Source organism: Micromonospora sp. CNZ322, assembly GCF_007827755.1.
Genome location: NZ_VITD01000003.1, coordinates 424,703 through 447,228 on the forward strand (window position 1 = coordinate 424,703; position 22,526 = coordinate 447,228).

18 protein-coding genes and 1 pseudogene are annotated in these 22,526 nt (G+C 71.3%); 10 read left to right on the top strand and 9 right to left on the bottom strand.

The genetic code is table 11. The features are described 5' to 3' along the window. A pseudogene (locus FB453_RS34155) lies at window positions 1-714 on the bottom strand (hypothetical protein); the annotation flags it as partial. Window positions 715-1,312: 598 nt separating this feature from the next. Here FB453_RS34155 and FB453_RS10565 point away from each other — a divergent pair. Beyond that, on the top strand, window positions 1,313-3,088 hold the full coding sequence (locus tag FB453_RS10565; protein ID WP_145789489.1) for a glycoside hydrolase family 6 protein: 1,776 nt from the start codon (window positions 1,313-1,315) through the stop codon (window positions 3,086-3,088). Window positions 3,089-3,214: 126 nt separating this feature from the next. Here the strand turns inward: FB453_RS10565 and FB453_RS10570 are convergent, their stop codons facing one another. From FB453_RS10570 to FB453_RS10590, 5 genes are all read right to left on the bottom strand, one after another. Further along, entirely contained in the window at window positions 3,215-3,601 is a 387-nt protein-coding gene (locus FB453_RS10570) for a hypothetical protein (protein WP_091405768.1), read from the bottom strand. Between the two features lie 119 nt (window positions 3,602-3,720). Continuing rightward, window positions 3,721-4,029: a hypothetical protein gene (locus tag FB453_RS10575; protein ID WP_112584060.1), complete on the bottom strand. Its 309-nt coding sequence runs from the start codon at window positions 4,027-4,029 to the stop codon at window positions 3,721-3,723. Window positions 4,030-4,045: 16 nt separating this feature from the next. Next, window positions 4,046-5,704, bottom strand: a complete 1,659-nt coding sequence (locus FB453_RS10580) for a sodium:solute symporter family protein (RefSeq protein WP_145789491.1) — start codon at window positions 5,702-5,704, stop codon at window positions 4,046-4,048. Between the two features lie 198 nt (window positions 5,705-5,902). After that, entirely contained in the window at window positions 5,903-6,946 is a 1,044-nt protein-coding gene (locus FB453_RS10585; protein WP_145789493.1) for a hypothetical protein, read from the bottom strand. A gap of 11 nt (window positions 6,947-6,957) precedes the next feature. After that, a complete protein-coding gene (locus FB453_RS10590) occupies window positions 6,958-7,551 on the bottom strand; it encodes a hypothetical protein (protein WP_145789496.1) in 594 nt (197 codons plus the stop codon). 298 nt (window positions 7,552-7,849) lie between these two features. Here FB453_RS10590 and FB453_RS10595 point away from each other — a divergent pair, with 298 nt between their 5' ends. The 7 genes from FB453_RS10595 to FB453_RS10625 all read left to right on the top strand — a co-directional run bounded on the left by FB453_RS10595 (window position 7,850) and on the right by FB453_RS10625 (window position 16,392). Continuing rightward, the gene (locus FB453_RS10595) at window positions 7,850-10,270 is read left to right on the top strand and encodes a nitrate- and nitrite sensing domain-containing protein (protein WP_145789498.1); all 2,421 of its coding nucleotides are present in this window, start codon (window positions 7,850-7,852) and stop codon (window positions 10,268-10,270) included. Next, window positions 10,270-10,692, top strand: a complete 423-nt coding sequence (locus FB453_RS10600; RefSeq protein ID WP_112584065.1) for a roadblock/LC7 domain-containing protein — start codon at window positions 10,270-10,272, stop codon at window positions 10,690-10,692. Before FB453_RS10595 ends, FB453_RS10600 begins: the two co-directional genes overlap by 1 nt. Continuing rightward, entirely contained in the window at window positions 10,682-11,071 is a 390-nt protein-coding gene (locus FB453_RS10605) for a DUF742 domain-containing protein (protein ID WP_112584165.1), read from the top strand. Before FB453_RS10600 ends, FB453_RS10605 begins: the two co-directional genes overlap by 11 nt. Then, window positions 11,052-11,654: an ATP/GTP-binding protein gene (locus FB453_RS10610; protein WP_145789500.1), complete on the top strand. Its 603-nt coding sequence runs from the start codon at window positions 11,052-11,054 to the stop codon at window positions 11,652-11,654. The genes FB453_RS10605 and FB453_RS10610 overlap by 20 nt, the downstream gene beginning before the upstream one ends. A gap of 87 nt (window positions 11,655-11,741) precedes the next feature. Continuing rightward, window positions 11,742-12,779 carry a lactonase family protein gene (locus FB453_RS10615; protein WP_181549280.1) on the top strand — a complete coding sequence of 346 codons (1,038 nt, stop codon included), beginning with the start codon at window positions 11,742-11,744 and terminating at the stop codon, window positions 12,777-12,779. A gap of 157 nt (window positions 12,780-12,936) precedes the next feature. After that, entirely contained in the window at window positions 12,937-14,694 is a 1,758-nt protein-coding gene (locus FB453_RS10620; protein WP_112584166.1) for a substrate-binding domain-containing protein, read from the top strand. Window positions 14,695-14,910: 216 nt separating this feature from the next. Beyond that, entirely contained in the window at window positions 14,911-16,392 is a 1,482-nt protein-coding gene (locus FB453_RS10625) for a sugar transferase (protein ID WP_112584067.1), read from the top strand. A 7-nt stretch (window positions 16,393-16,399) separates the two neighbouring features. On the opposite strand, the gene FB453_RS10630 is transcribed toward FB453_RS10625, so the two are convergent. Then, entirely contained in the window at window positions 16,400-17,530 is a 1,131-nt protein-coding gene (locus tag FB453_RS10630) for a PP2C family protein-serine/threonine phosphatase (protein ID WP_145789503.1), read from the bottom strand. Between the two features lie 97 nt (window positions 17,531-17,627). Between FB453_RS10630 and FB453_RS10635 the strand changes: the two genes are divergently transcribed. After that, a complete protein-coding gene (locus FB453_RS10635; RefSeq protein ID WP_145789505.1) occupies window positions 17,628-18,254 on the top strand; it encodes a MarR family transcriptional regulator in 627 nt (208 codons plus the stop codon). A 28-nt stretch (window positions 18,255-18,282) separates the two neighbouring features. Here FB453_RS10635 and FB453_RS10640 read toward each other — a convergent pair whose 3' ends face one another. Both FB453_RS10640 and FB453_RS10645 read right to left on the bottom strand, forming a co-directional pair. Further along, on the bottom strand, window positions 18,283-19,893 hold the full coding sequence (locus FB453_RS10640) for a PP2C family protein-serine/threonine phosphatase (RefSeq protein WP_486480227.1): 1,611 nt from the start codon (window positions 19,891-19,893) through the stop codon (window positions 18,283-18,285). A 126-nt stretch (window positions 19,894-20,019) separates the two neighbouring features. Next, window positions 20,020-21,258, bottom strand: a complete 1,239-nt coding sequence (locus tag FB453_RS10645) for an ROK family transcriptional regulator (RefSeq protein ID WP_181518417.1) — start codon at window positions 21,256-21,258, stop codon at window positions 20,020-20,022. A 78-nt stretch (window positions 21,259-21,336) separates the two neighbouring features. Here FB453_RS10645 and xylA point away from each other — a divergent pair, with 78 nt between their 5' ends. Beyond that, complete coding sequence (xylA, locus tag FB453_RS10650) at window positions 21,337-22,524, top strand: xylose isomerase (protein ID WP_091405721.1); 1,188 nt, start codon at window positions 21,337-21,339, stop codon at window positions 22,522-22,524. Window positions 22,525-22,526 lie beyond the last annotated feature (2 nt).

The following is a 22,526-nucleotide window of genomic DNA, read 5'->3' on the forward strand; positions in this document are numbered from 1 at the left end:
GTAGCTGCCGCGCTCGTCCGAGCCGTACTCGGAGTCGTGCTCGTCCTTGGACTCCCAGTCCTTCTTGTCTTCGTCCTTGGAGTCCCAGTCCTTCTTGTCACGGCCCTCTTCGGCGTCCTGGCCGTGCTCCTCGCCCTTCCAGTCCTTGCTGCCCTCGTCGCCATAGGCGTCGGCGGCAGCGCCGCCACCCTGGCCACCCTTGCCGTTCTCGTCCTTGCCCTCGTGGTCCTTGCCGTTGTCGTCCTTGCCGTGCTCGTCCTTGCCGTTGTCGTCCTTGCCGTTGTCGTCCTTGCCGTTGTCGTCCTTGCCGTGCTCGTCCTTGCCCTCGTGGTCCTTGCCGTTGTCGTCCTTGCCGTGCTCGTCCTTGCCGTGCTCGTCCTTGCCGTTCTCGTCCTTGCCGTGCTCGTCCTTGCCCTTGTCGTGGTCGGAGGAGTTCTCCTCCTCGCGCCACTCGCGGTCCTCGCCCCGGTCTTCATGCGCCGGCTTGAGCTTGACCTTGCCGGTGACCTTGGACCACACGTACGCGTGCTCCTGCCGATCCGGGCAGATCTCGAGGAGCTTGACCTCGTCACCAGCCTTGACGACATGCGGCTTGGCGTAGACCTTGCCGTCGTCGTGGCCGTCGGCGAACGCGATCCCCGGTGCGAACACCAGGAGCGACGCGCCGCCGAGCGCGGCGCCCGCAACGACCTTCCCGAGCATCTTCTTAGCCATGACCTGCGTCACTCCATCCCTGTTGTCCTGAGCTCGGCGACAACCGAGCTAAGACCGACGTTAGACCGTTTCATGACTTATGAAGTGAAAGATTCGCGTTTTACCTTTGATCCAAGTAAGAGGCGAAGGGGTGCTACGCGGCTTTCGCCGCGCCCAGCGTCGTCTCGGGCGTCACGGGACCTTGTGGGTGCCGCACGGTGTTCCGCGCCCCCTGCGCCCGACCTGCCCGCCCATCGGGTTGCGGCGGGTCCGGACCACCCGTGTCAGTCGGGCGCGCTCGGAGGTATCGTCCGAAACGGCCCCGGCAACGCATCGAGCCATTGCCATGGAAGCGCTCCCATGTAAGAATCGGCGAACGCGGTTCAAGTGAGCCATACCGTGCAGGCAGGGGAGTCGAGGGCACCCGGGTCACCGGGCGACGCACCCGCCGCCGATCGACCGGCCGACGCATCGGCCGGGCACCACCACCACCATCGCCCGTCCGGGTCGGGCGCCCCCAAAGAATCCCGTGGCGCCGACGGCCGTCCGTGCAGGACGCCCATCGGGCCGTCCCGCCGGGCTGTACGTGGGCCCGGTCTCGCCCAAGGAGATCAGTGGCATGAATGTGTGGAGAAGGCTATCCGGCCCACGCCGGGCCCTCGCGCTCGCCGGCGCGGGTGCCCTGGTCGCCGGTGGGCTCGTAACGATTCCGGTTACCGCGGCGCAGGCCGCGACGCAGTGCGACATCGCGTACACGAGCAACGAATGGCCCGGTGGTTTCACCGCGAGCGTCACCATCAAGAACGTCGGTGACCCGCTGAACGGCTGGACGCTGGGCTGGACCTTCCCCAACTCCGGCCAGCGGGTGCAGCAGGGCTGGTCGGCCACGTTCACCCAGTCCGGCAGCCAGGTCACGGCCCGGAGCCTGTCCTACAACGGCACCCTGGCCACCGGCGCGTCGACGAGCATCGGCTTCAACGGCGCGTGGAGCGGCAGCAACCCGAAGCCGACCTCGTTCACACTGAACGGTGTCGTCTGCAACGGTGGCACCACCCCGCCGACCACGCCCCCGCCGACCGACCCGCCGCCCACCACGCCTCCGCCCACCGACCCGCCGCCCACCACGCCGCCGCCCGGCACCAAGGTCGACAACCCGTACGTCGGGGTGCGCGGTTACGTGAACCCGGAGTGGAAGGCCAAGGCGGACGCCGAGACTGGCGGAAGCCGGATCTCCAACAACCCCACCGCCGTCTGGCTGGACCGGATCGCCGCGATCAACGGTACGCCGGACAGCAGCTCCAACGGGGCCTTCGGGGTGCGGCAGCACCTGGACGAGGCGCTGCGCCAGGGCGCCGGCTACATCCAGTTCGTGATCTACAACCTGCCCGGCCGGGACTGCTCCGCGCTCGCCTCCAACGGTGAGCTGGGCCCGGACGAGCTGCCGAAGTACAAGGCCCAGTACATCGACCCGATCGCCGCGATCCAGGGTGAGTCGAAGTACAGCAGCCTGCGGATCATCAACATCATCGAGATCGACTCGCTGCCGAACCTGGTCACCAACACGTCCGATCAGGCCGGCGGCACTGTCATGTGCGACACGGTCAAGGCCAACGGCGCCTACGTCAACGGTGTTGGCTACGCCCTCGCCAAGCTGGGCGCGATCGGCAACGTCTACAACTACATCGACGCCGGCCACCACGGCTGGCTCGGCTGGGACTCCAACTTCGTCCCGACCTCCAACATCCTGAAGACCGCCGCGGTCGCCTCCGGCAGCACTGTCAACAACGTGCACGGGTTCATCACCAACACCGCGAACTACTCGGCGCTGCAGGAGCCGTACTTCAAGGTCACCGACAACGTCAACGGTCAGTCGGTGCGGCAGTCCAAGTGGGTCGACTGGAACTTCTACGTCGACGAGTTGTCCTTCGCCCAGGCGTTCCGCAACCAGCTGGTCTCGGTCGGCTTCAACTCCAACATCGGCATGCTGATTGACACCTCCCGTAACGGCTGGGGCGGCTCCGCCCGGCCCACCGGTCCGGGCGCGACGACCAGCGTCGACACGTACGTCAACGGCGGCCGCATCGACCGCCGGGCCCACCTCGGCAACTGGTGCAACCAGGCTGGTGCCGGTCTCGGTGAGCGGCCCCGGGCCACCCCGGCGACGGGCATCGACGCCTACGTCTGGGTGAAGCCGCCGGGTGAGTCGGACGGCTCCAGCAAGGAGATCCCGAACAACGAGGGCAAGGGCTTCGACCGGATGTGCGACCCGACGTACGGCGGCAACGCCCGCAACGGCAACAACCCGTCCGGGGCGCTGGCCAACGCACCGATCTCCGGTGCCTGGTTCTCCGCCCAGTTCCAGGAGCTCATGCGCAACGCCTACCCGGCGCTCTGATCGGGTAGCTCACGCACCAACCCGCTGCCGGTGGTTGGTGAGGCACTGTTGGCAGCAGGTTCCCCCCGGGTCCCCGGCTCGACCGTCACAGGTCGGGCCGGGGACCCCCCTTTCCGGCCCCGATCATCAGGGCACTGTGCGTTCGATTGCCGCCCGGCCCTGCTCGGCCAGGTCACGGCGGGCCTTCTCCAGGTTCTCCGGCGTCAGATCCTGCCCCCGGGCCATCACCAGGTCCTCCGGCTCCCAGGGCTGTTCGCCCCCGGTGCGGATGTTGTCCCCGCCAGCGCCGGTGCCCGTCCCGGTCGCCCCGGTGCCGGCGGCGTACGGGTCACCGATCAGCTCGTCGGTGTCCGGTGCGAGGTCGTCCGGTCGACTGCGAGGCTCGGCGAAGCCCGGTGTGTCCCGGTCCGGGCCACCTCCGGTCCGCAACTGCGGCACGGTGGCGTCATCGTCCACCGCCGAGGCCACCTCGGGGCTGTCCTCCAGCGGCGGTTGGCGATCGCGATCGGTCATGGTGCTGCCTCCTGTGTCCGACACGGTGCCTGATTTCCCCCACGTACCCCTTCGTGCCGCGCTCATGCCGCACGGCCCGGCGGTCCGGCCGGGCCGTGCTCACGCCGTGCGTCAGGTGGTCAGGCGTCGGGCTGCTGCTCGTTCGGAGCCGGCGCTTCCGCTGGGCGCCACCACTGCCAGAGCAGCATGAGCAGACCGAACACGAGCATCGTCAGCCCGGCCCACAGGTTGATCCGTACGCCTTCGGCCTTGTCGATCTCGGCCCGGCTGTCGAAGACGCCGATCAGCGTCACGATGACCCCGTACGCGACGAAGAGGCCACCGATCACCCGGCGGATGTCGAACAGCCGGGCCGCTGCGGAGCGCCGCTGCTCCGCCTGCGCCTCGTCGATCAGCGGGTCCTGTGCCGGCTGGCCATCGTTGCTCATCTGCCGACCCCTTTCCTTAGAAGACCGGGATGTAGAAGAGGGCGGCCAGCGCGACCGCGATCAGACCGAGCAGCACCGGGGAGCGGTACCAGGCGGCGTCCCCGGCGAGCACGTCGCCCTTCAGGTCGACGCCGCCCATGCCGTACACCAACCCGCGCAGCTCCTCGTCCCGCTTGGGTGAGGTGAGCGGAGTGACGATCGCGGCGACCACCACCGCCGTGACGAACGCCAGACCGGCACCCCAGAAGCTCTCCTCCAGGTCGGAGTTGAAATCGACCACCCCGCCCTTGTAGAGCAGGTAGAGGCTCAGCGACACCAGGGTGCCCAGCAGCAGCGACCAGAAGCCGGCCAGCGCGCTCATCCGCTTCCAGAACATGCCGATGATGAAGGTGGCGAACAGCGGCGCGTTGAAGACGGAGAAGAGCGCCTGGATGTAGTTCATGATGTTGCTGAACCCGGCCGCGATGAACGCGGTGCCGATCCCGATCACCACGGCGGCGACCGTCGCCCACCGGCCGACCCGCAGGTAGTACTCGTCCGACCGGTCGCGGCGGATGTACGCCTGCCAGATGTCGTAGGTGAAGACGGTGTTGAAGCCGCTCACGTTGGCCGCCATGCCGGCCATGAACGAGGCGAGCAGGCCGGTGACCGCCACCCCGAGGACGCCGTTGGGGAGCAGGTCGCGCATCAGCAGCGGGATGGCGTTGTTGTACTGGAGGTCGCCGCTCTCCGCGCCGAGGCCCTTCACCGTCACCAAGGCCACCAGGCCGGGGATGACGGTGACCAGGGGAATGAACAGCTTCGGGTACGCGGCGATGATCGGCGTACGCCGGGCGGCGCTCATGTTCTTCGCCGAGAGGGCCCGCTGCACCTCGGCGAAGTTCGTCGTCCAGTAGCCGAACGACAGCACGAAGCCGAGGCCGAAGACGATGCCGATCCAGTGCGCGCCCAGCGGGTTGGCCGTGCTGCCGGTGTCCTGCCACGCGTGCAGGCCAGCCTCGCCGAGTTTGGTGTCGCGGACCGCGTCCATCAGGCCGTTCCACCCGCCGACCTTGACCAGGCCGATCACGGTGACCGGGATGAGGCCGGCCAGGATGACGAAGAACTGGAGCACCTCGTTGTAGATCGCCCCGGACAGGCCGCCGATGGTGATGTACGCCAGCACGATCGCCGCGCCGACCACGATCGCCGTCCAGAGCGGCCAGCCGAGCAGCGCCTGCATGACGAGGGCCAGCGCGTACAGGTTCACGCCGGCGATCAGCACCTGGGCGACGGCGAAGCTGATCGCGTTGAGCAGGTGGGTGGGGCGGTTGAACCGCAGCCGCAGGTACTCGGGCACGCTGCGGACCTTGGAGCCGTAGTAGAAGGGCATCATCACGATGCCCAGGAAGACCATCGCCGGGACTGCGCCGATCCAGTAGTAGTGGACCGTCATCACGCCGTACTGGGCCCCGTTGGCGGCCATCCCGATGATCTCCAACGCGCCCAGATTCGCCGAGACGAAGGCGAGACCGGTCACCCAGGCCGGCAGGGAGCGGCCGGAGAGGAAGAAGTCGACGCTGGTCCGGATGGCCCGGCGCGCGGCGAAGCCGACCCCGAGGACGGTGACGAAGTACAGCGCCAGGATCAGGTAGTCCAGGCCGTTCATGTTGAGCCGAAGACCGTCGCCGTCCATCCCGTCCACCCCTCGTCCCGACGTCCGCGCTCGTTGGTGCGCGGGCGCCCTATTACCCCGTCCGCGCGGTTTCACTCCCGGAGGTAGGAACCCGCCGTGTTCGGGCCCTTCGGGCGATCTGGCGTGCTCCGCGCCGATCGGCACGCAGGAGGGCGCCCCGGCCGTTTTCGGCCGGGGCGCCAGTGTTCGTCTGGTGACTCAGCGACCGAGTACGCGGTCCAGGAAGTCCCGGTAGTTGCGGACCGCCATCCGCAGTTGCTCGGTGTCGGCCGAGCCGGCGTCCTGCCAACCGCCCAACGTGTTCTTCTGGGCGGCCAGCGCCGAGGAGAGGGCCTGGATGGCCTCCTCCACCAGCGACTGCGCCTCGCCGGCAGCCGCCTGCGGGTCGTCGACGAAACGCAGCTGCACGTCCCGCCAGCGGTCCCGGAAGCCCTGCGCGGTGTCCGTGTCGAGGAGCGTGGCCGGCTCGGCCGCGACCGTCGACCCGGCGGGTCGGGATGTTCCGGCGGACTCCAGCGTGGGGCTGGTGTCGTCGCCGGGGACCGGTTCGCCGTCCGCGTCCGGGTCGACCATCTCCGGCGTCGCGCTGCCGTAGCCGGCCGCGCCCGCTGCCGCGGCATCCCGGTCGCCGGTCAGATCGCCGCGCCGCTCCGGGCCACCGTTCGTGCTCCCTGGCGGGACGACGGTCCGCGCGGAGGTGTCCGCGTCGGCGCGGTCGTCCAGGTCGGTGGGGTCGTCGACGTCCGCGCTGTCGTCGACGTACGCGTCGCGGCGGTGCAGCTCCGCGGTGGGGTCGGCGCGCAGACCCTCCCGCTCACCGTCCTCGGCACCGTCGCCCGGCTGGGCGGTCCGCTCGGCCCTCGGGTCCGGCTGATCCTGTGGGTGCGGGCTGGCCAGCGCGGAGGCGGCCACCGCGTCGGCCACCGTGGTGGCGCCGAACGTCGTCGGCAGCGGCCCCGGCTCGTGGAAACCGCCCTCATCGGTGGACCGGTCGTCGCGCCGGTGGCGCGGGTCGGAGTCGTCGGTCAGCTCGTCGTCGGCCGGGTCGTACGCGGCGTCCCGATCGGTGTCGTCGGCCCGCTCATGGACGGCGGCCTGGTCGTCGAAGGTGCCCCGGTCGTCGAGGGCGTCCTCCGGGACGTCGGAGCGACCGGCCCGGTCGCCGGCCGGGGGTACCGGCACGGGCGCGGACCGGACGGCCTCCGGGTGGTCGTTGCTCACCTGCTGCTCTTCCTGGCGCATCGGTGGCCTCCTCAGCGGCTCGTGGCGTCGTGGTCCGGGTGGTGGCGCTGTTCGGGCGTGTGGTGGCCGACCGGCTCCTCGCCCAGCAGGTCGGCGAAGAGTGCGCGGTAGTGCACGACCGCCTGCCGCAGCTCCTCGGTGCTGGCCTCGCCCCGGGAGTTGCGCAGGTGGATCTCGTGCGCGTCCCGGTAGTTGGTCAGCGTGCGGGCGTGCTCGACGGAAAGGTGGGCGATCTGGTCGGAGAAGTCACCGGTCGGATAGCCCTGCTCCTCGATGAGGCGGGTGACCAGAACGTCTGCGTCGCCCACGGTCTCGCCCGGGGAGTCGATGAAGCGGACCTGGAGTTCCTCCCAGGCGGCGGCGTACCGGGCCCGGGATTCCGGGGTGAGTGGGGTGAGCGTGAGCTCGGCATGCCGGCGTTCCCGGTCGCGCAGTTCGCGCTCCGCGGCGGACCGGCTGTCCTGTTCCGCCACCACCCGGTCGTACTCCGGACCGAACCGGTTGCGCAGGGCCCGGCGGTTGTTGAGCGAGCGGGCGGCCACGGCCAGCACCGCGACGATCACCAGCACGACGAGCACGATGACGACTATCTGCGTGGGCGACATGGGCTCCTCCTTCGTCATCTGCTATTCCCTCCGCGCAGTGATCGCCAATCCCGATCCGAGGTACTTTCCTGACGAGGGGCCCAACTACTCACCGGCCAAAACCTGATTCGTCCCAGAAGAGGCGCTTGGGCGGTGAAGACACGGTGAAGACACGGGCGGTAGTGAAACAGCCTCCGATTACGTATCCTGCCCAAGGCGCCCGCGCCGGTGCCCGGCGACGCGGCCGGGCGCGCAGCCGGCAGGCGCGGTGCCCGGCGGTGCCGGCACCCCTCCTGCCACCCTGTACGGGCGAGGTCTGATGAAAACCCGCGACTGGCCGATTCGCTCGAAGCTGACCGCGTTGGTCGTCGCGCCGGTGACCGCACTCCTGGCGCTGTGGATCTTCGCGACCACGCTGACCTTCGGTCCCGCCCTGAACCTGCTCTCCGCCCGCACCCTGTTGTACGACCTGGGTCGCCCCGGCGAGACAGTGGTCACCGAGCTGCAACGGGAACGCCGACTCTCGGCGGTGCAGCTCGCCGGCAGTACCGAGCTGCCCGCACTCGCTGAGCAGCGCGGGCGCACCGATCGGGCGGTCGCCGAGCTGCGCCGCCGGGTGGACGGGGAACCGCTGCGCGACGCCGCCGACGACCTGCTGGAAACCCGGGTCGACCAGCTGGTCAACGCACTGGCGGCGCTACCCGACGGGCGGAAGTTCATCGACGAGCGCAAGGTGGACCGGGCCGGCGCGATCGGCCTCTACAGCGGCATGGTCTCCGCGGCCTTCCAGGCGTTCGCCGGCATGGCGACCCTGACCGACCCGGACATCAACCGGCAGGCCTTGGCGCTCACCGCGCTGGGTCGCTCCCGGGAACTGCTCGGGCAGAGCGACGCGCTGCTGGCCGGCGCACTGACCGCCGGACGGTTCGCCGAGGGGGAGCACACCCAGCTCGTACAGGCCATCGGCAACCAACGGTGGCTCACCGAGAGCGCCGTGGCCGACCTGCCCCAGAGCAGCCGGGTCGCGTACCAACGGTTGACCGAGAGCGAGGCGTTCACCCGGCTGCGCAGCATGCAGGACGCGCTGGTCGTACCCAACCGGTCCGGCCGGCCGACTGTCGACGCGGCGTCCTGGCAGGCCAGCCAGGACGCGGTGCAGCAGCAGTTGCGGGACTTCGAACTGTCCGAGGCCGACGCTCTCACCGACCGTTCGGTGCCGATGGCGGTCCGCATCCTGGTGCGGCTGGCCGCTGCCGGCGTACTCGGGCTCGTCGCGGTGGTCGTCTCGGTGCTGGTGGCGCTGCGGGTCGGCCGCACCCTGGTCCGTCGGCTCAGCGGCGTCCGCACCGCGGCGCTGGAGCTGGCCGAGCACCGGCTGCCCGACGTGGTGGCCCGGCTGCGCCGGGGCGAGCAGGTCGACGTCGCCCGGGAGGCGCCGCCGCTGGAGTACGGCCACGACGAGATCGGCGAGGTCGGGCGCGCCTTCACCGAGGTGCAGCGCACCGCCGTCCAGGCCGCGGTGGACGAGGTCACCCTGCGTCGCGGGCTCAACGAGGTCTTCCTCAACATCGCCCGACGGAGCCAGAGCCTGGTGCACCGCCAGCTGCATCTGCTGGACCGGATGGAGCGGCGTAGCGAGGACCCGGACGAGCTGGCCGAGCTGTTCCAGGTCGACCACCTGGCCACCCGGCTGCGCCGGCATGCCGAGGATCTGGTCATCCTCGCCGGCTCCGCGCCTGGCCGGGGTTGGCGGAACCCGGTCGCGATGGTCGACCTGATCCGCGGCGCGATCTCCGAGGTCGAGGCGTACGAACGGGTGGACGTCAAGGCCGTGCAGCCGGCCGGCGTGCTGGGGCGGGCGGTCGGCGACATCATCCACCTGCTCGCCGAGCTGGTCGAGAATGCCACCGCCTTCTCCCCGCCGGACACCCGGGTCACCGTCACCGGGGCGCAGGTGGCCAACGGGTACGCCCTGGAGATCACCGATCAGGGGCTGGGCATGTCCGACGCGGCACTGGAGACCGCCAACACCCGGCTGGCCAGCTCGCCCGAGTTCGACCCGGCGCAGAGCGCCCGACTCGGTCTGTTCGTGGTGGCCCGGCTGGCGGCCCGGCACGGCGTACGGGTGCGGTTGCGCCCATCCGGGGAGGGTGGCGTGACAGCCGTGGTGCTGGTCCCCGGCGACCTGGTCACCACCGAGCCGCCGGCCGGCCCCGACCCCGCCACGCTCGGCACCGCATCGGCCGACCCGAGCCGGCGACTGGCTCGGACGGCGCGCCGGGGCGCCGTGACCCGTCCCCGGACCCGCCCGCCGACGGCCCCGTCCGCCAGCACCGCCCCGCCCGCCCCACCCACCGGAGCACCGACCTCGGCCATCCCGCCTGCCAATGGGCGCGACGAGGACTCGGCGACCCCTGACGAGCCGGACGATGAGCTGGATGGCCTGCCCCGCCGGGTGCGACGTCGTACCCCCGCCGTCCAGCCTCGGTCCACCGTCACCGACACGCCGTCGCCCCGCTCGCCCGAGGAGGTCCGCCAGGTGATGGCGGCCCTCCAGGCCGGCACGGCGCGCGGACGCGCCACCGCCATCACCTCGACGGCGCCAACTGGCCCGGCGGCGCCAACTGGCCCGGCGGCGCCAACCGGTCCGGCGGCGCCAACCGGTCCGGCGGTCCCGGCGGCACCCACCGACCCGCCGACGACCCCCGAACCCCCGACCGTGACTGAGAGGGACGCCTAGTGCGGCATTCGACGAAGCAGAGCGCCGGCCTGGACTGGTTGCTCGACGAACTGGTGCAACGGGTACCAGCCGCCCGCGAGGCGGTGGTGCTCTCCGCCGACGGCCTGCTGCTCGGCTGTTCGGCCGAGCTGGAGCGCTCCGACGCCGAACACCTCTGTGCGCTCGCCGCCGGCTTCTCCAGCCTCGCCCGAGGCGCCAGCCGGCACGTGGACGGCGGCCCGGTCCGGCAGACAGTGGTGGAGATGGAGGCGGCGTACCTCTTCGTCACGGCCGCCGGGCAGGGTGCCTGCCTGGCCGTGGTGAGCGACGCCGACGCGGACATCGGGCTGGTCGCGTACGAGATGGCGATGCTGGTGATCCGGGTGGGAGAGAGCCTCGCCGCGCCGGCCCGATCGGCAGCGGGTGCCGGAGATGCGGACTGAGCCGCCCGGGCCGCAGCACGAGTGGCTGGACGGTGAAGCCGGCCCGGTGATGCGCCCGTACACGCTCACCGGAGGCCGGGTACGCTCCGCCGTCGACGATTTCAACCTGGTCGCGTTCGTGTTGGCCGGTTCGGACGTCGACGCGACAAGCCATTCGCATCTGCTGCCTGAGCATCGACGGCTGGTCACGTTGGCCCACCGGCCGGTGTCGGTGGCCGAACTGGCAGCCGAACTGGACCTCGCGGTCGGCGTGGTCCGGGTACTGCTCGGTGATCTCCTCGCCGAGGGCCTGGTCGCGGTGCACGAGCCGCCGGCCGCCGGCATCCTTCCCGACGACGACATCCTCAAGGCGGTGGTCAGTGGACTCCGTGCGCTATGACCAGGTGGGCACCAGCACCACCATCCCGCTGGCACTGAAGATCCTCATCGCGGGAGGCTTCGGGGCTGGCAAGACGACCTTGGTGAGTGCCCTGAGCGAGGTCCGTCCGTTGCAGACCGAAGAGGTGCTCACCGGTGCCGGGATCGGCACCGACGACATCTCCGGCGTGGAGGGCAAATCCACCACCACCGTGGCGATGGACTTCGGCCGAATAACCATCAACGAGGACCTTCAGGTCTACCTGTTCGGCACGCCGGGCCAGGACCGGTTCTGGTTCCTCTGGGACGAGCTGGCCTTCGGAGCGCTCGGCGCCGTGGTGCTCGCCGACACCCGGCGGTTGGCCGACTGCTTCCCCTCCATCGACTACTTCGAGCAGCGGGGAATCCCGTTCGTGGTGGGCGTGAACTGTTTCGACGACTCCCGCCGGTTCAACCTGGAGACCGTACGCCGAGCGCTCGACCTGGACCCGGACGTGCCGATGGTGCTCTGCGACGCCCGGGACCGGCAGTCCGGAAAGATGGTGTTGATCTCTCTGGTGGAGCACGTCGCGCGACAGCGCGGCGAGCCGGTGCCAGCGGCCTGAGATCCGGGCCGGAAAGCCGGTTAACGGGCGGGCAACGCGGGCAGCCTCTGGTTGGATCAACCAAGGATGCCGGCGGAGGAGTTGGGCGTGAGCGGTCAGGGTGAGGTCGTCCACATCGGGGGTTACACCGCGCAGAGCGGCGGGCGGGGCAGCGGCATCGTCGCCGCTCGCCGCGACCCGAGGACCGGGGCGCTGACCCCGCTCGGCACGGTGGCAGCCACCCCGTCCCCCTCCTTCCTGGTGCGGCACCCCAGCCAGCCGGTGCTCTACGCGGTCAACGAGCTGACGGACGGCGAGATCAGCGCCTGGCAGGTCGGGGCGGACGGCGCGCTGGACCCGCTCGGCAGTCGGTCGACCGGCGGCGCCGAGCCCTGCCACCTGGCGGTGCTGCCCGGCGGGGGTCACCTGTTGGCGGCCAACTACGGCAGCGGCAGCATCGCGGTCTTCCCACTCGATCCGCAGGGCGTGCCCGGCGAGCGCACCGACCTGGTGGTGCACGAGGGGCACGGCCCCGACCCGGAGCGCCAGGACCACGCCCACGCCCACATGGTCTCGCCCGGGGTGGGCCAGGGGCCGATCTTCGGCGTGGATCTCGGCACCGACTCGGTCTACCGGTACGACCTGGACGAGGCGACCGGACGACTGGTGCCGCGTGCGCCCCGGATGCGTACGAAGCCCGGCACCGGCCCCCGGCACCTGGCCCGGCACCCCGACGGACGGCGCTGCTACCTCGTCGGGGAGCTGGACGCCTCGGTCACCGCCTACGAGCTGACCGACGACGGCGCGTTGCACCAGCGCGGGCGGGTCGAGGCGAGCGAGCGCGCCGGTCACGTCCAGCCGTCGGAGGTCGCGGTCACCCCGGACGGCCGCTTCCTCTACGTCGCCAATCGTGGGGTGGGGACCGTGGCCGTCTTCACAGTGGCCGGGGAACTGCCCGAGCTGGTGGCCGAAGTGGACACCGGCGGGGAGTGGCCTCGGCACTTCGCCCTCATCGGGGAGCACCTCTACGTCGCCGACGAGCGGGCGGACATGGTGCGGGTGTTCCGGCGCGACACCGACACCGGCGTCCCGGAGGCGGTCGGCGAGCCGGTGCCGGTGCCGAGCCCGACGTGCGTACTGCCCTGAACGATGGTTTAGAGACGCGAGTGCTGCACTGATTTGGCAACGCCACGGGGCTGCCACGTCACTCTGTGTTGCAAAAAGGTGGTCAACTGTTTCTCCTCCGTAACTTTAGTCCGAACGGATGTGGCAGAGACGGCACCTAGTACGCAAGATGGTCACCGTGTCAGCAGGCCGCCATCGCATGCGTTCGAAACTCCACCTAGCCGCCGCCGCCGCAACGGCGGGGGTGCTCGTCGTGACGACGGGCGCGTGGTTCGGCTATCAGGAGTTGATTCAGCCCAGCTGCTCGGGAGAGATCCGACTCGCCGTGGCGGTCGCCTCCGAACTCGCGCCAGCGGTGGACGCCGCCGCGTCCCAGTGGGTCAAGGATGGCGCCGCGGTGGGCCCGACCTGCATCCGCGTCGACGTGTCCGCGTCCGACCCGGTTGACGTGGCGGCAGTGGTGGCGGCCAAGCACGGCGCTGTGCTGGCCGGTGTGGGGCAGGCCAGTGGCACCGCCGTCAGCCCGGACGTCTGGGTGCCCGACTCCTCCACCTGGCTGCTGCGGTTGAAGAAGGACGCGACAGCGTTCGCCCCGACCAACGGCGCCTCCATCGCGCGCAGCCCGATCGTCGTCGCGATGCCCGAGCCGATCGCCACCCGGCTGGGCTGGCCGGACAAGAAGTTCACCTGGACCGACCTGCTCAAGCAGGTCACCAACACCGGCGCGCCACTGCGGACCGGGATCGTCGAGCCGACCCGCGACGCCGCGGGCCTGTCCGGTCTGCTCTCGCTGACCGCCGCCGCCAACGGCGCCGGCGGCGACGCCCAGCGCAACACCGTCGGCGCGCTCCGCGCACTGGCCACCGGGCGCTCCTCGCTCCGCAACGACCTGCTGGCCCGCTTCCCGACGGCCAACGACGCGACGTCCATCGCCAGTGGTCTCGGCGCGGCGGCGCTGTCCGAAGAAGACGTGATGGCGTACAACAGCAAGAAGCCGCCGGTGCCGCTCGCCGCGCTCTACATGGAGCCGGCGCCGATGCCGCTGGACTACCCGTACGCGGTGCTGCCCGGCATCGAGCCGAGCAAGGCGTCGGCCGCCAAGGTGCTGTTCGAGCTGCTCACCAGCCCGACCTTCCGTGACCGGCTCGCTGCGCAGTCGCTGCGCGCGCCGGACGGCAACTGGGGCGAGGGTTTCAAGGCGCCGCAGGGTGCTCCGAGCCCGTCCGGCGGCGCGCCGACCGCACCGGCGAACGGCGGCACCGCGGCGGGTGGCCTCGACCCGGCCGCCATCCAGCGGGTCGTCTCCAGTTGGTCGATCGCCACCCAGTCCGGACGGATGCTCGCCGTCATCGACGTCTCCGGCTCGATGAAGGACCCCGTGCCCAGCGCCAACAACCGCAGCCGGGAGGAGGTCACAGTCGACGCGGCCCGCCGCGGCCTCGGCCTCTTCGACGACTCCTGGTCGATCGGTCTGTGGACCTTCTCCACCCAGCTCGTCGGCAACCGGGACTACCGGGAGCTGGTCCCGATCGGGCCGCTCTCCGGCCAGCGGGCCCAGTTGGAGGGGGCGCTCGCCACCGTCAAGCCTTCCAGCGGCGACACCGGCCTCTACGACACAATGCTGGCCGCGTACCAGGCGGTCCAGGAGAACTGGCAGCCCGGCCGGGTCAACTCGATCGTGCTGTTCACCGACGGCAAGAACGAGGACAACAACGGCCTCAACCAGCAGCAGCTGCTTGCCAAGCTCAAGCAGCTCGCCGACCCGGAGCGGCCGGTCCAGGTCATCATGATCGGTATCGGCGAGGGCGTCAGCAAGGCAGAGCTGGAGTCGATCACCAAGGTCACCGGTGGCGACGTCTTCGTCACCAAGGACCCGAGCGAGATCGGCAGCATCTTCCTCAGCGCCATCGCACGGCGTCCGCCAGCGCCGCGCTGAGCTGACACTCAGACGTCCAGGGGCCTGCCGTACCGTCGATTCGGTGTGGCAGGCCCCTTTTCGGCCATCAGGTTGTTGAAGAAAAGTGACGGCAATACGTCGGAAGCAATCGGCAGTCATAGTTGTCAAGGCAAGATGTCGACTGTTCCGGCATAGTCGGTCCGCCTCCGGCCCGACACGTCGGCCGGGGCCATCCTGTACAGAGTGGGAGGGCCGGTGAGCGTGGCGACACTGTTGACCCCCGCCACGTCGGCGGAGCCGGACGGTCGACGCGCCGGGTTGGTGGCGCGCGCCGACGAACGATCCTACGTCCGGGTCCTGGTGGTGCTGGACACCACAATCCTCATCATCGCGTTGCTGATCGGGTACGTCGCCCGTTTCGGTGACGACGAGCCGACCGGCTCGGAGATTCCGTACGTGCTGGTCGCCCCCGGGTTGGTGCTGGCCTGGCTGATCTCGCTCAAGGCGCTCGGCTGCTACGACGACCGGGTGATCGGCTACGGGGCAGACGAGTACCGGCGGGTCAGCTCAGCCAGCCTGCGCCTGGCCGGGGCGATCGCCATCATCGGCTACATCGCCGACGTCGGCGTCTCCCGGGGCTTCCTGGGCATCTCCTTCGCGGTGGGCACCGTCGGGCTGGAGGTGGCGCGGTTCGCCGCCCGCAAGCGACTCCACCGGGCCCGCTCGCTGGGCGCCGGCTGGTCCCGCAAGGTGCTGGTGGTCGGCGACACCGCCCACGTGTTGGAGTTGGTCCACACGCTGCGCCGTGAGCCGTACGCCGGTTACCAGGTGGTGGGTGCCTGCATCCCGGACGCGCTGCTCGCGCCGGTGGCGCAGCGGCTGGGTGACGTGCCGGTGGTGGGGTCGTTCCGGGGCATCCCGGAGGCCGCCACCGCGATCGGCGCGGACACGGTCGCGGTGACCGCATCCGGTGAGCTGACCGCGACCCGGCTGCGCCGCCTCGGCTGGCAGTTGGAGGGGACCGGCATCGACCTGGTCGTGGCACCCGCGCTGACCGACGTCGCCGGCCCGCGCATCCACACCCGCCCGGTCGCCGGCCTGCCGCTGATCCACGTCGAGGCGCCCGAGTTCCGCGGGGTCCGCAAGCTGGTGAAAGGTTTCGTCGACCGGTCCGTCTCGTCGCTGGCGCTGGCGGTGCTGCTGCCGCTGATCGCGTTCATCGCGCTGGCCATCAAACTGGACAGCCGGGGCCCGGTGCTGTTCCGGCAGGTACGGGTCGGCCGGGGCGGGCAGGAGTTCGGCGTGTTCAAGTTCCGCACCATGGTGGTGAACGCGGATGCGCTGCTCGCCGAGTTGACCGCGCGCAACGAGACCGACGGCCTGATGTTCAAGATGCGCCACGACCCCCGGGTTACCCGTGTTGGGCGGCTGCTGCGCAAATGGTCACTGGACGAGCTGCCGCAACTGGTCAACGTGCTGCTGGGTCAGATGAGCCTCGTCGGGCCCCGCCCGCCGCTGCCCTCGGAGGTGGCCCGCTACGACGGCGACGTGGCCCGGCGGCTGCTGGTCAAGCCTGGTATGACCGGCCTGTGGCAGGTCAGTGGCCGCTCCGACCTGAGCTGGGAGGACGGCATCCGGCTCGACCTCTACTACGTGGAGAACTGGTCCCTCGCCGCCGACCTCACCATCCTCTGGAAGACCTTCGGCGCGGTGCTGAACGGCCGCGGCGCGTACTGACCACCGCTCACGGCTGCGGGCCGGTCCAGTCCAGGCAGACGACCACCGCGTCGTCGACCAGGTCACCGGCCACGAACGCGCGCAGATCACCGATCAGCGACCGGACGGCGTCCAGGGGGGCCATCGGTCCGGTCCGCCGCAGGAACCGGTCCAGCGCCGTCTCGCCGTAGCGCACGTCCTGACCGGTGGCCTCCACAACCCCGTCGCTGACCACGAACACCCGGTCGCCGCGCTGCAGCGGGAACTTCTGCTCGTGGTAGTCGGTCGCCTCGAACATGCCCAGCGGGAACTGAGCCTCCAGCGGCTGCTCGGTGACGTCCCCGTCGCGGAGCAGGACCAGTCGGGGTGACCCGGCGTCCACCACTGTCATCATCCCGGAGCGCAGGTCCAACTCCATCAGCAACGCGGAGAGGTGCTGCTCGCCCCGGTACAGGTCGTAGATGGCCTGATCGGCGAGGGCGGCCTGGTCGGCCAGGCTCAGCCCGGCCCGACGCGCGTTGCGCAGCGCGTGGGTGGCCAGCGAGGTGAGCAGGGAGGCGGCCACCCCCTCACCGGTGCCGTTGATGGTGGACAACCAGACCCGTTCGCCGTCGTCGGACCAGTCGAAGCTGTCGCCGCGCACCGCGTACGCCGGCTCCAACTGCCCGGCCAGGCTGAACGAGGGACGGATCCGGCTGCGGCCGGGGAGCAGGTCCCACTGCATCTCGGCGGCCAGGGTGAGGCGTTGGGTGCGCCGGGCCGCCAGATAGACGTCGGTGCCGGCGGAGACCGCCGCCACCTCGTGGGCGAGCGCGGTGGCGATGTCGGCCAGGTCGGCGACGACGTCCCGGTCGTCCGGAACGGGCGACAGGCACAGCACCCCTCGACGCTCGCCACGCATGGTGACCGGGAACCAGGCGGTGCCGTCGGTCAGTATCGGCGACTGGTGGTCGAAGGCGCGCCAGGCCGGGTGCCCGGGGTTCGTGATCGAGTCACCGTCGGTGAGAGGCAGTAGCTCCGCGAGTCGGTAGTCGACCTGATAGAGCTCGACGTCGGTGATCCCGTACGACTGGGCGAGCACGTCCCCGATCCCACCGACGAGCCGGTCAGCTGGTGTCTCGTTCAGGGCACGCCGTGCCCGATTGACCGGTTCGCTCATCGTCAGTCCTTCACTGAAAGCTCGACCACCAGGAGGTTCGGAGTACTCTCGGGCCACCATGGCCGAACTGAACCGTCCGACGGACCCTGAGACGAGTATGGCTGCCGCGCTGGATGCAGCAGCCGCTGCCCTGCTGGGCATCTGGGAGTCTGCCCGGGAGGGGACCGCCAACCGCGTGTCCGGTGCCCAGTTGCGGGCGGTGATGGTGGTGGAGCAGTACGACGGGATCAACCTGCGTCGGCTCGCCACCCGACTCGACATGCTGCTCAGCTCCGCCAGTCGCCTCTGCGATCGGCTGGTCGCCGCCGGCATGCTGGAGCGCGAGCCGGGCCGCTTCGACCGGCGGGAGATCTCGCTGCACCTCACCCCGGAGGCCCGCCGGCTCCTCGCCCAGCTGCGGACCGACCGCCAGGCCCAACTCGCCGCCGTGTTGGCCGGGATGAGCCGGGAGGGCCGCGACGCGCTGCTGAGCGGGATGCGGGAGTTCGACGAGACCGCCCGCCGCCAGCAGACGCAGAACGCGCCGACGCCGGATGAGTCGACGGGCCAGGGGGACTGGCCGGACGACCCGGACCGGCCCAGTGGGCGGTCGGGGGACTGGTCGGACGATGCGGGTCGGCAGACCCGAAAGGGGTGGACGGGTTCGTCGGGCGGTCCGGAACGATCGGTCGGCACCACCCGGGAATGGCCGGCCGGCGACCCACCGGTGGCCCGTACCGCCTGATCAAGCCGGCGGGGCCGGCACCCGCCGGTCATGCCGACGCCGACGCGCCCACGGCCAGCATCGCGATGTCGTCGTGGGCCTGCCCGCCCAGCCAGTCGTCGACCGCGCGGAGCACCCGGTCGATCAGCGCCGCCGGCGGTTGCCCGGCCGCCGACGCGAGCGCGGCCCGCAGCCGGGCCTCGCCGAACATCGCCGCGTCGCGCGGCCCGCGAGCCTCGGTCACCCCATCGGTGTACGCGAGCAGCAGATCGCCCGGATCGAGGTGCACCCGGGTCTCGGCGAACCGTGCGGCCGTCAGCGCCCCCACCGGCATGCCCCCGACCGGGACCGGGGTGACAGTGCCGTCGGCGGTGACCAGCAGTGGCGCGGGGTGACCCCCGCCGGCGATGCCGACGTCCAGCCCGGCCGGCCCCCGGTCCAGGGAACCGAGCAACAGGGTGGTGAACTGGTTGCGCCGTGCCGCGTCCGGCGCGTCGAACAGCGCCTGGTTGAGCAGCTGGATCAGCTCCAGCGGGCGTTGCTCGACGAGCCTCAGCGTCTGCAACGACTGGCGGACCCGGCCGGTCAGCACCGCTGCGCCCACGCCCTTACCGCACACGTCGCCGAGCGCGAACAGGGTGCCGCGCGGGTGCGGGAACACCTCGTAGAAGTCGCCGCCGATGCGCAGGCTGTCGCCCGCTGCCCGGTAACCGCCGGCCATGCTCACGCCGGGCACGACGGGCAGCTCGGGCGGGAGCAGACTGGTTTGCAGGACCCGGGCCAGGTGGGCCTGCTCACCGTGCAGGTCGGCCGTGGCCAGCGCCGCGCCCGCGCGGGCGGCGAACTCCCGGGCCAGCTCCACGTCGCGCGGGTCGAAGCCGGCCCGCCCGGACCGACGGATGAGCAGCAGCGCGCCGGCCGACCCGCTGGCGCTGAGCAGCGGGCTGACCAGCGCCATGCCCGGGGGGCCGAACTCGGGCGGCAGCAGGTCGGCCAGGTCGGTGAGCGGGGCGTCCGGCCAGGGGCCCGGCTCGGCCCGGCCGCCGGCCAGCGCTTCGGCCAGCCCGGGCACGGAGCTGGTCAGTGCGGGGCTGGCCAGACCGGTGATCGGGGCGGGCTCGCCGTCGGCGTACCGGATCCATCGGGGGTGCGGCTCGGCCGGCACGGTCGGTCGGGGCAGTGCCACGGCGACGTCGGCCAGGTAGGGAACGGCGAGCGTGGTGGTGGCCAGGAGGACCTGGTCCCGGTGCAGGGCCAGCGCCAACCGACTGCCGGCCTGGGCGAGGAACGCGGTGCGGGAGCGTTCGGCGAGCAGGGCGTCGGCGCGGGCGTGCTCCTCGGTGACGTCGCGGACATACCACGCCCACCGGAAGCCGGCGAGTTGCCGTCGGACGCCGCGCAGTCGCCGGCCGTGGTGGTCGGCGTCGAAGCGGTCAGCGCCGTCGGCGACCGCCCGGGCCAGGGCTGGCACCGAGCAACCGGCCAGCTCGGTGCCGGCGTCGATCTCCGGGATCAGCTCGGCCGCCATGGCGTTGACCAGGGTGACCCGACCGCTTCCGTCCGTTGTCAGCACGGCCTCGGCGAGCCCGTCGAGCAGCTCCCGGGCCAACCGTTCGTCGGCTGACAACGGGGTGCCGCCGGGTTGCTGGGTCGTGGTCACCGCCGGACGCCGGCTCGCGTCTGACGACGTGTGCGCATGCTGCTTCTCGACTCCTCACCGGGGATCGTTGCCTGAGAGCAAGGGTACCGATTCTCTCCGACAGCGGCGCGCGGCGCGGGGTGGCGATCAGCCGGCGCGGGCCAGCCAGCCGGCGGGCTGGGCGACGATCCTGCGTACCACCGAGCCGGCGGCGCCTACCGCGGCGGCCTCCGCGCCGAGCGTCGACGGGCGGACCGTGACCGGTGACCAGGCCGCGGTGAGCACCCGGGCACCGATCTCGGCGAGGACCGGGGGGCACAGCCAGGGCGCGAGCGCCGCGTAACCGCCACCGAGCACCACGGTGTCCAGGTCGAGCAGGTTGACGACGCCGGCCACCGCGACGCCGAGCGCCGTCCCGGCGTCGTGCAGCGCCCGCAGCGCGTCGGCGTCGCCGGCCTCGGCCAACTCGGCCAACCGGGCCGTCGCGGTGTCCGCGGGAAGCTCCGCCCGGGCCAGCCCGGCGGCGGTCACGATCGCCTCCTGGCCGGCGTACTGCTCCAGGCAGCCCTGCCCGCCGCAGCGGCACGGACGGCCCTCGGGGTGCACCGGAAGGTGCCCGATCTCGCCGCTCCACCCGCGTACGCCGCGAAACAGCGCGCCGTCCAGCACGATGCCGGCGCCGATGCCCACCTCTCCGGAGATGTGCAGGAAGCTGGACGGGCCGGGTGGCTGCGAGTGCAGCTCGCCGAGCGCGGCGAGGTTGGCCTCGTTGTCCACGACCAGTGCGGGTACGCCGGGCACCTGCTCGATCAGCGGGGGGTGCTCGGCGAGCAGCGCGGGCACCGGCACGTCACGCCAGCCGAGGTTCGGCGCGAGCCGGACCAGCCCGGCGTCGTCCACCAGGCCGGGCACCGCGAGCGCGGCCCCGACCAGGGTGAGGCCGTGCCGGGCAGCGTCCTCGCGGGCTGCCCCGGCCATCTCGACCAGGCGGGCCAGGGCGTCGGCGGGGGCCACCGGGCGCAGGTCGGCCCGGTGCACCGTGCGGTGCCGGACCTGGCCGGCGAGGTCCACCACGCAGACCGCCAGGTAGTCCACGTTGACCTCCAGGCCGAGCCCGGCCGGCCCCTGATCGGCCAGGACCAGCCCGCGCGCCGGTCGGCCGGCGCCCGAGCGGGGCGCGGGGTCGGACTCGCTGACCAGCCGGCCGGCGAGCAGGTCCTCGACCACCGCGGACACGGTGGCTCTGGTCAGGCCGGTCGCGGTCGCCAGGTCGGCGCGGGAGGGAGGTCGGTCGGCCGTGGCGATCCGGCCGAGGACCAGGGCGAGGTTGAGCTCGCGCAGGCTGCCCTGACGGACTGCGCCGGCCGGGGCGTGGGTGAGGCTCACCCCTTGACAGTGCCATAGGGTGGGCAAATAATTCAATCGCTGAACAAATAGCGGACAACACCACCCCGGAGGTTGCTCATGGCACCCCGTCCCACCCCCGCCGACAAGTTCTCCTTCGGGCTCTGGACCGTGGGCTGGCAGGCCCGCGACCCGTTCGGTGACGCCACCCGTCCCGAGCTCGACGCGGTCGAGGCAGTGCACCGGCTCGCCGAGCTGGGCGCGTACGGCATCACCTTCCACGACGACGACCTGATCCCGTTCGGCGTCGACGCGGCCACCCGTGACCAGCACATCGCCCGGTTCCGCAAGGCCCTCGACGAGACCGGCCTGGTGGTGCCGATGGTCACCACCAACCTCTTCACCCACCCGATCTTCAAGGACGGCGGCTTCACCAGCAACGACCGCGACGTCCGCCGCTACGCGCTGCGCAAGGTGCTTCGTCAGGTCGACCTGGCCGCCGAGCTGGGTGCCAGCACCTTCGTCATGTGGGGTGGTCGCGAGGGCTCCGAGTACGACCTCGCCAAGGACGTCCGGGCCGCCCTGGACCGCTACCGCGAGGCCGTGGACCTGCTCACCCAGTACTCGATCGACAAGGGCTACAACCTGCGGTTCGCCCTGGAGCCCAAGCCCAACGAGCCGCGCGGCGACATCCTGCTGCCGACCATCGGGCACGCGCTCGGTTTCATCTCCCAGCTGGCCCACCCGGAGCTGGTCGGCCTCAACCCGGAGGTCGGCCACGAGCAGATGGCCGGGCTCAACTACGCCCACGGCATCGCCCAGGCGCTCTGGCAGGGCAAGCTGTTCCACCTGGACCTCAACGGCCAGCGCGGCATCAAGTACGACCAGGACCTGGTCTTCGGCCACGGTGACCTGATGAACGCGTTCGCCCTGGTGGACCTCCTGGAGAACGGCGGCCCCAACGGCGGGCCGGCCTACGACGGCCCCCGGCACTTCGACTACAAGCCGTCCCGCACCGAGGACATGGAGGGGGTGTGGGCCTCCGCGGCGGCCAACATGAGCACCTACCTGCTGCTCAAGGAGCGGGCAGCGGCGTTCCGTGCCGACCCCGAGGTGGTCGAGGCGCTCGCCGCCAGCAAGGTCGGCGAGCTGAGCACGCCGACGCTCGGCGACGGCGAGGGCTACGAGGAGCTCCTGGCCGACCGCTCCGCGTTCGAGGACGTCGACGTGGACGCGGTGGCCGCCCGGGGCTTCGCCTTCGTCCGGCTCAACCAGCTCGCCGTCGAGCACCTGCTCGGCGCCCGCTGAGG

What these genes read in the sequence shown, in the direction of transcription:
- FB453_RS10605 (WP_112584165.1), top strand. Translation starts at nt 10,682, where the DNA reads ATGCGGACTGAGCCGCCCGGGCCGCAGCACGAGTGGCTGGACGGTGAA.
- FB453_RS10630 (WP_145789503.1), bottom strand. Translation starts at nt 17,530, where the DNA reads ATGAGCGAACCGGTCAATCGGGCACGGCGTGCCCTGAACGAGACACCA.
- FB453_RS10580 (WP_145789491.1), bottom strand. Translation starts at nt 5,704, where the DNA reads ATGGACGGCGACGGTCTTCGGCTCAACATGAACGGCCTGGACTACCTG.
- FB453_RS10570 (WP_091405768.1), bottom strand. Translation starts at nt 3,601, where the DNA reads ATGACCGATCGCGATCGCCAACCGCCGCTGGAGGACAGCCCCGAGGTG.
- FB453_RS10585 (WP_145789493.1), bottom strand. Translation starts at nt 6,946, where the DNA reads ATGCGCCAGGAAGAGCAGCAGGTGAGCAACGACCACCCGGAGGCCGTC.
- FB453_RS10635 (WP_145789505.1), top strand. Translation starts at nt 17,628, where the DNA reads ATGGCTGCCGCGCTGGATGCAGCAGCCGCTGCCCTGCTGGGCATCTGG.
- FB453_RS10575 (WP_112584060.1), bottom strand. Translation starts at nt 4,029, where the DNA reads ATGAGCAACGATGGCCAGCCGGCACAGGACCCGCTGATCGACGAGGCG.
- FB453_RS10590 (WP_145789496.1), bottom strand. Translation starts at nt 7,551, where the DNA reads ATGTCGCCCACGCAGATAGTCGTCATCGTGCTCGTCGTGCTGGTGATC.
- FB453_RS10565 (WP_145789489.1), top strand. Translation starts at nt 1,313, where the DNA reads ATGAATGTGTGGAGAAGGCTATCCGGCCCACGCCGGGCCCTCGCGCTC.
- xylA (WP_091405721.1), top strand. Translation starts at nt 21,337, where the DNA reads ATGGCACCCCGTCCCACCCCCGCCGACAAGTTCTCCTTCGGGCTCTGG.
- FB453_RS10595 (WP_145789498.1), top strand. Translation starts at nt 7,850, where the DNA reads ATGAAAACCCGCGACTGGCCGATTCGCTCGAAGCTGACCGCGTTGGTC.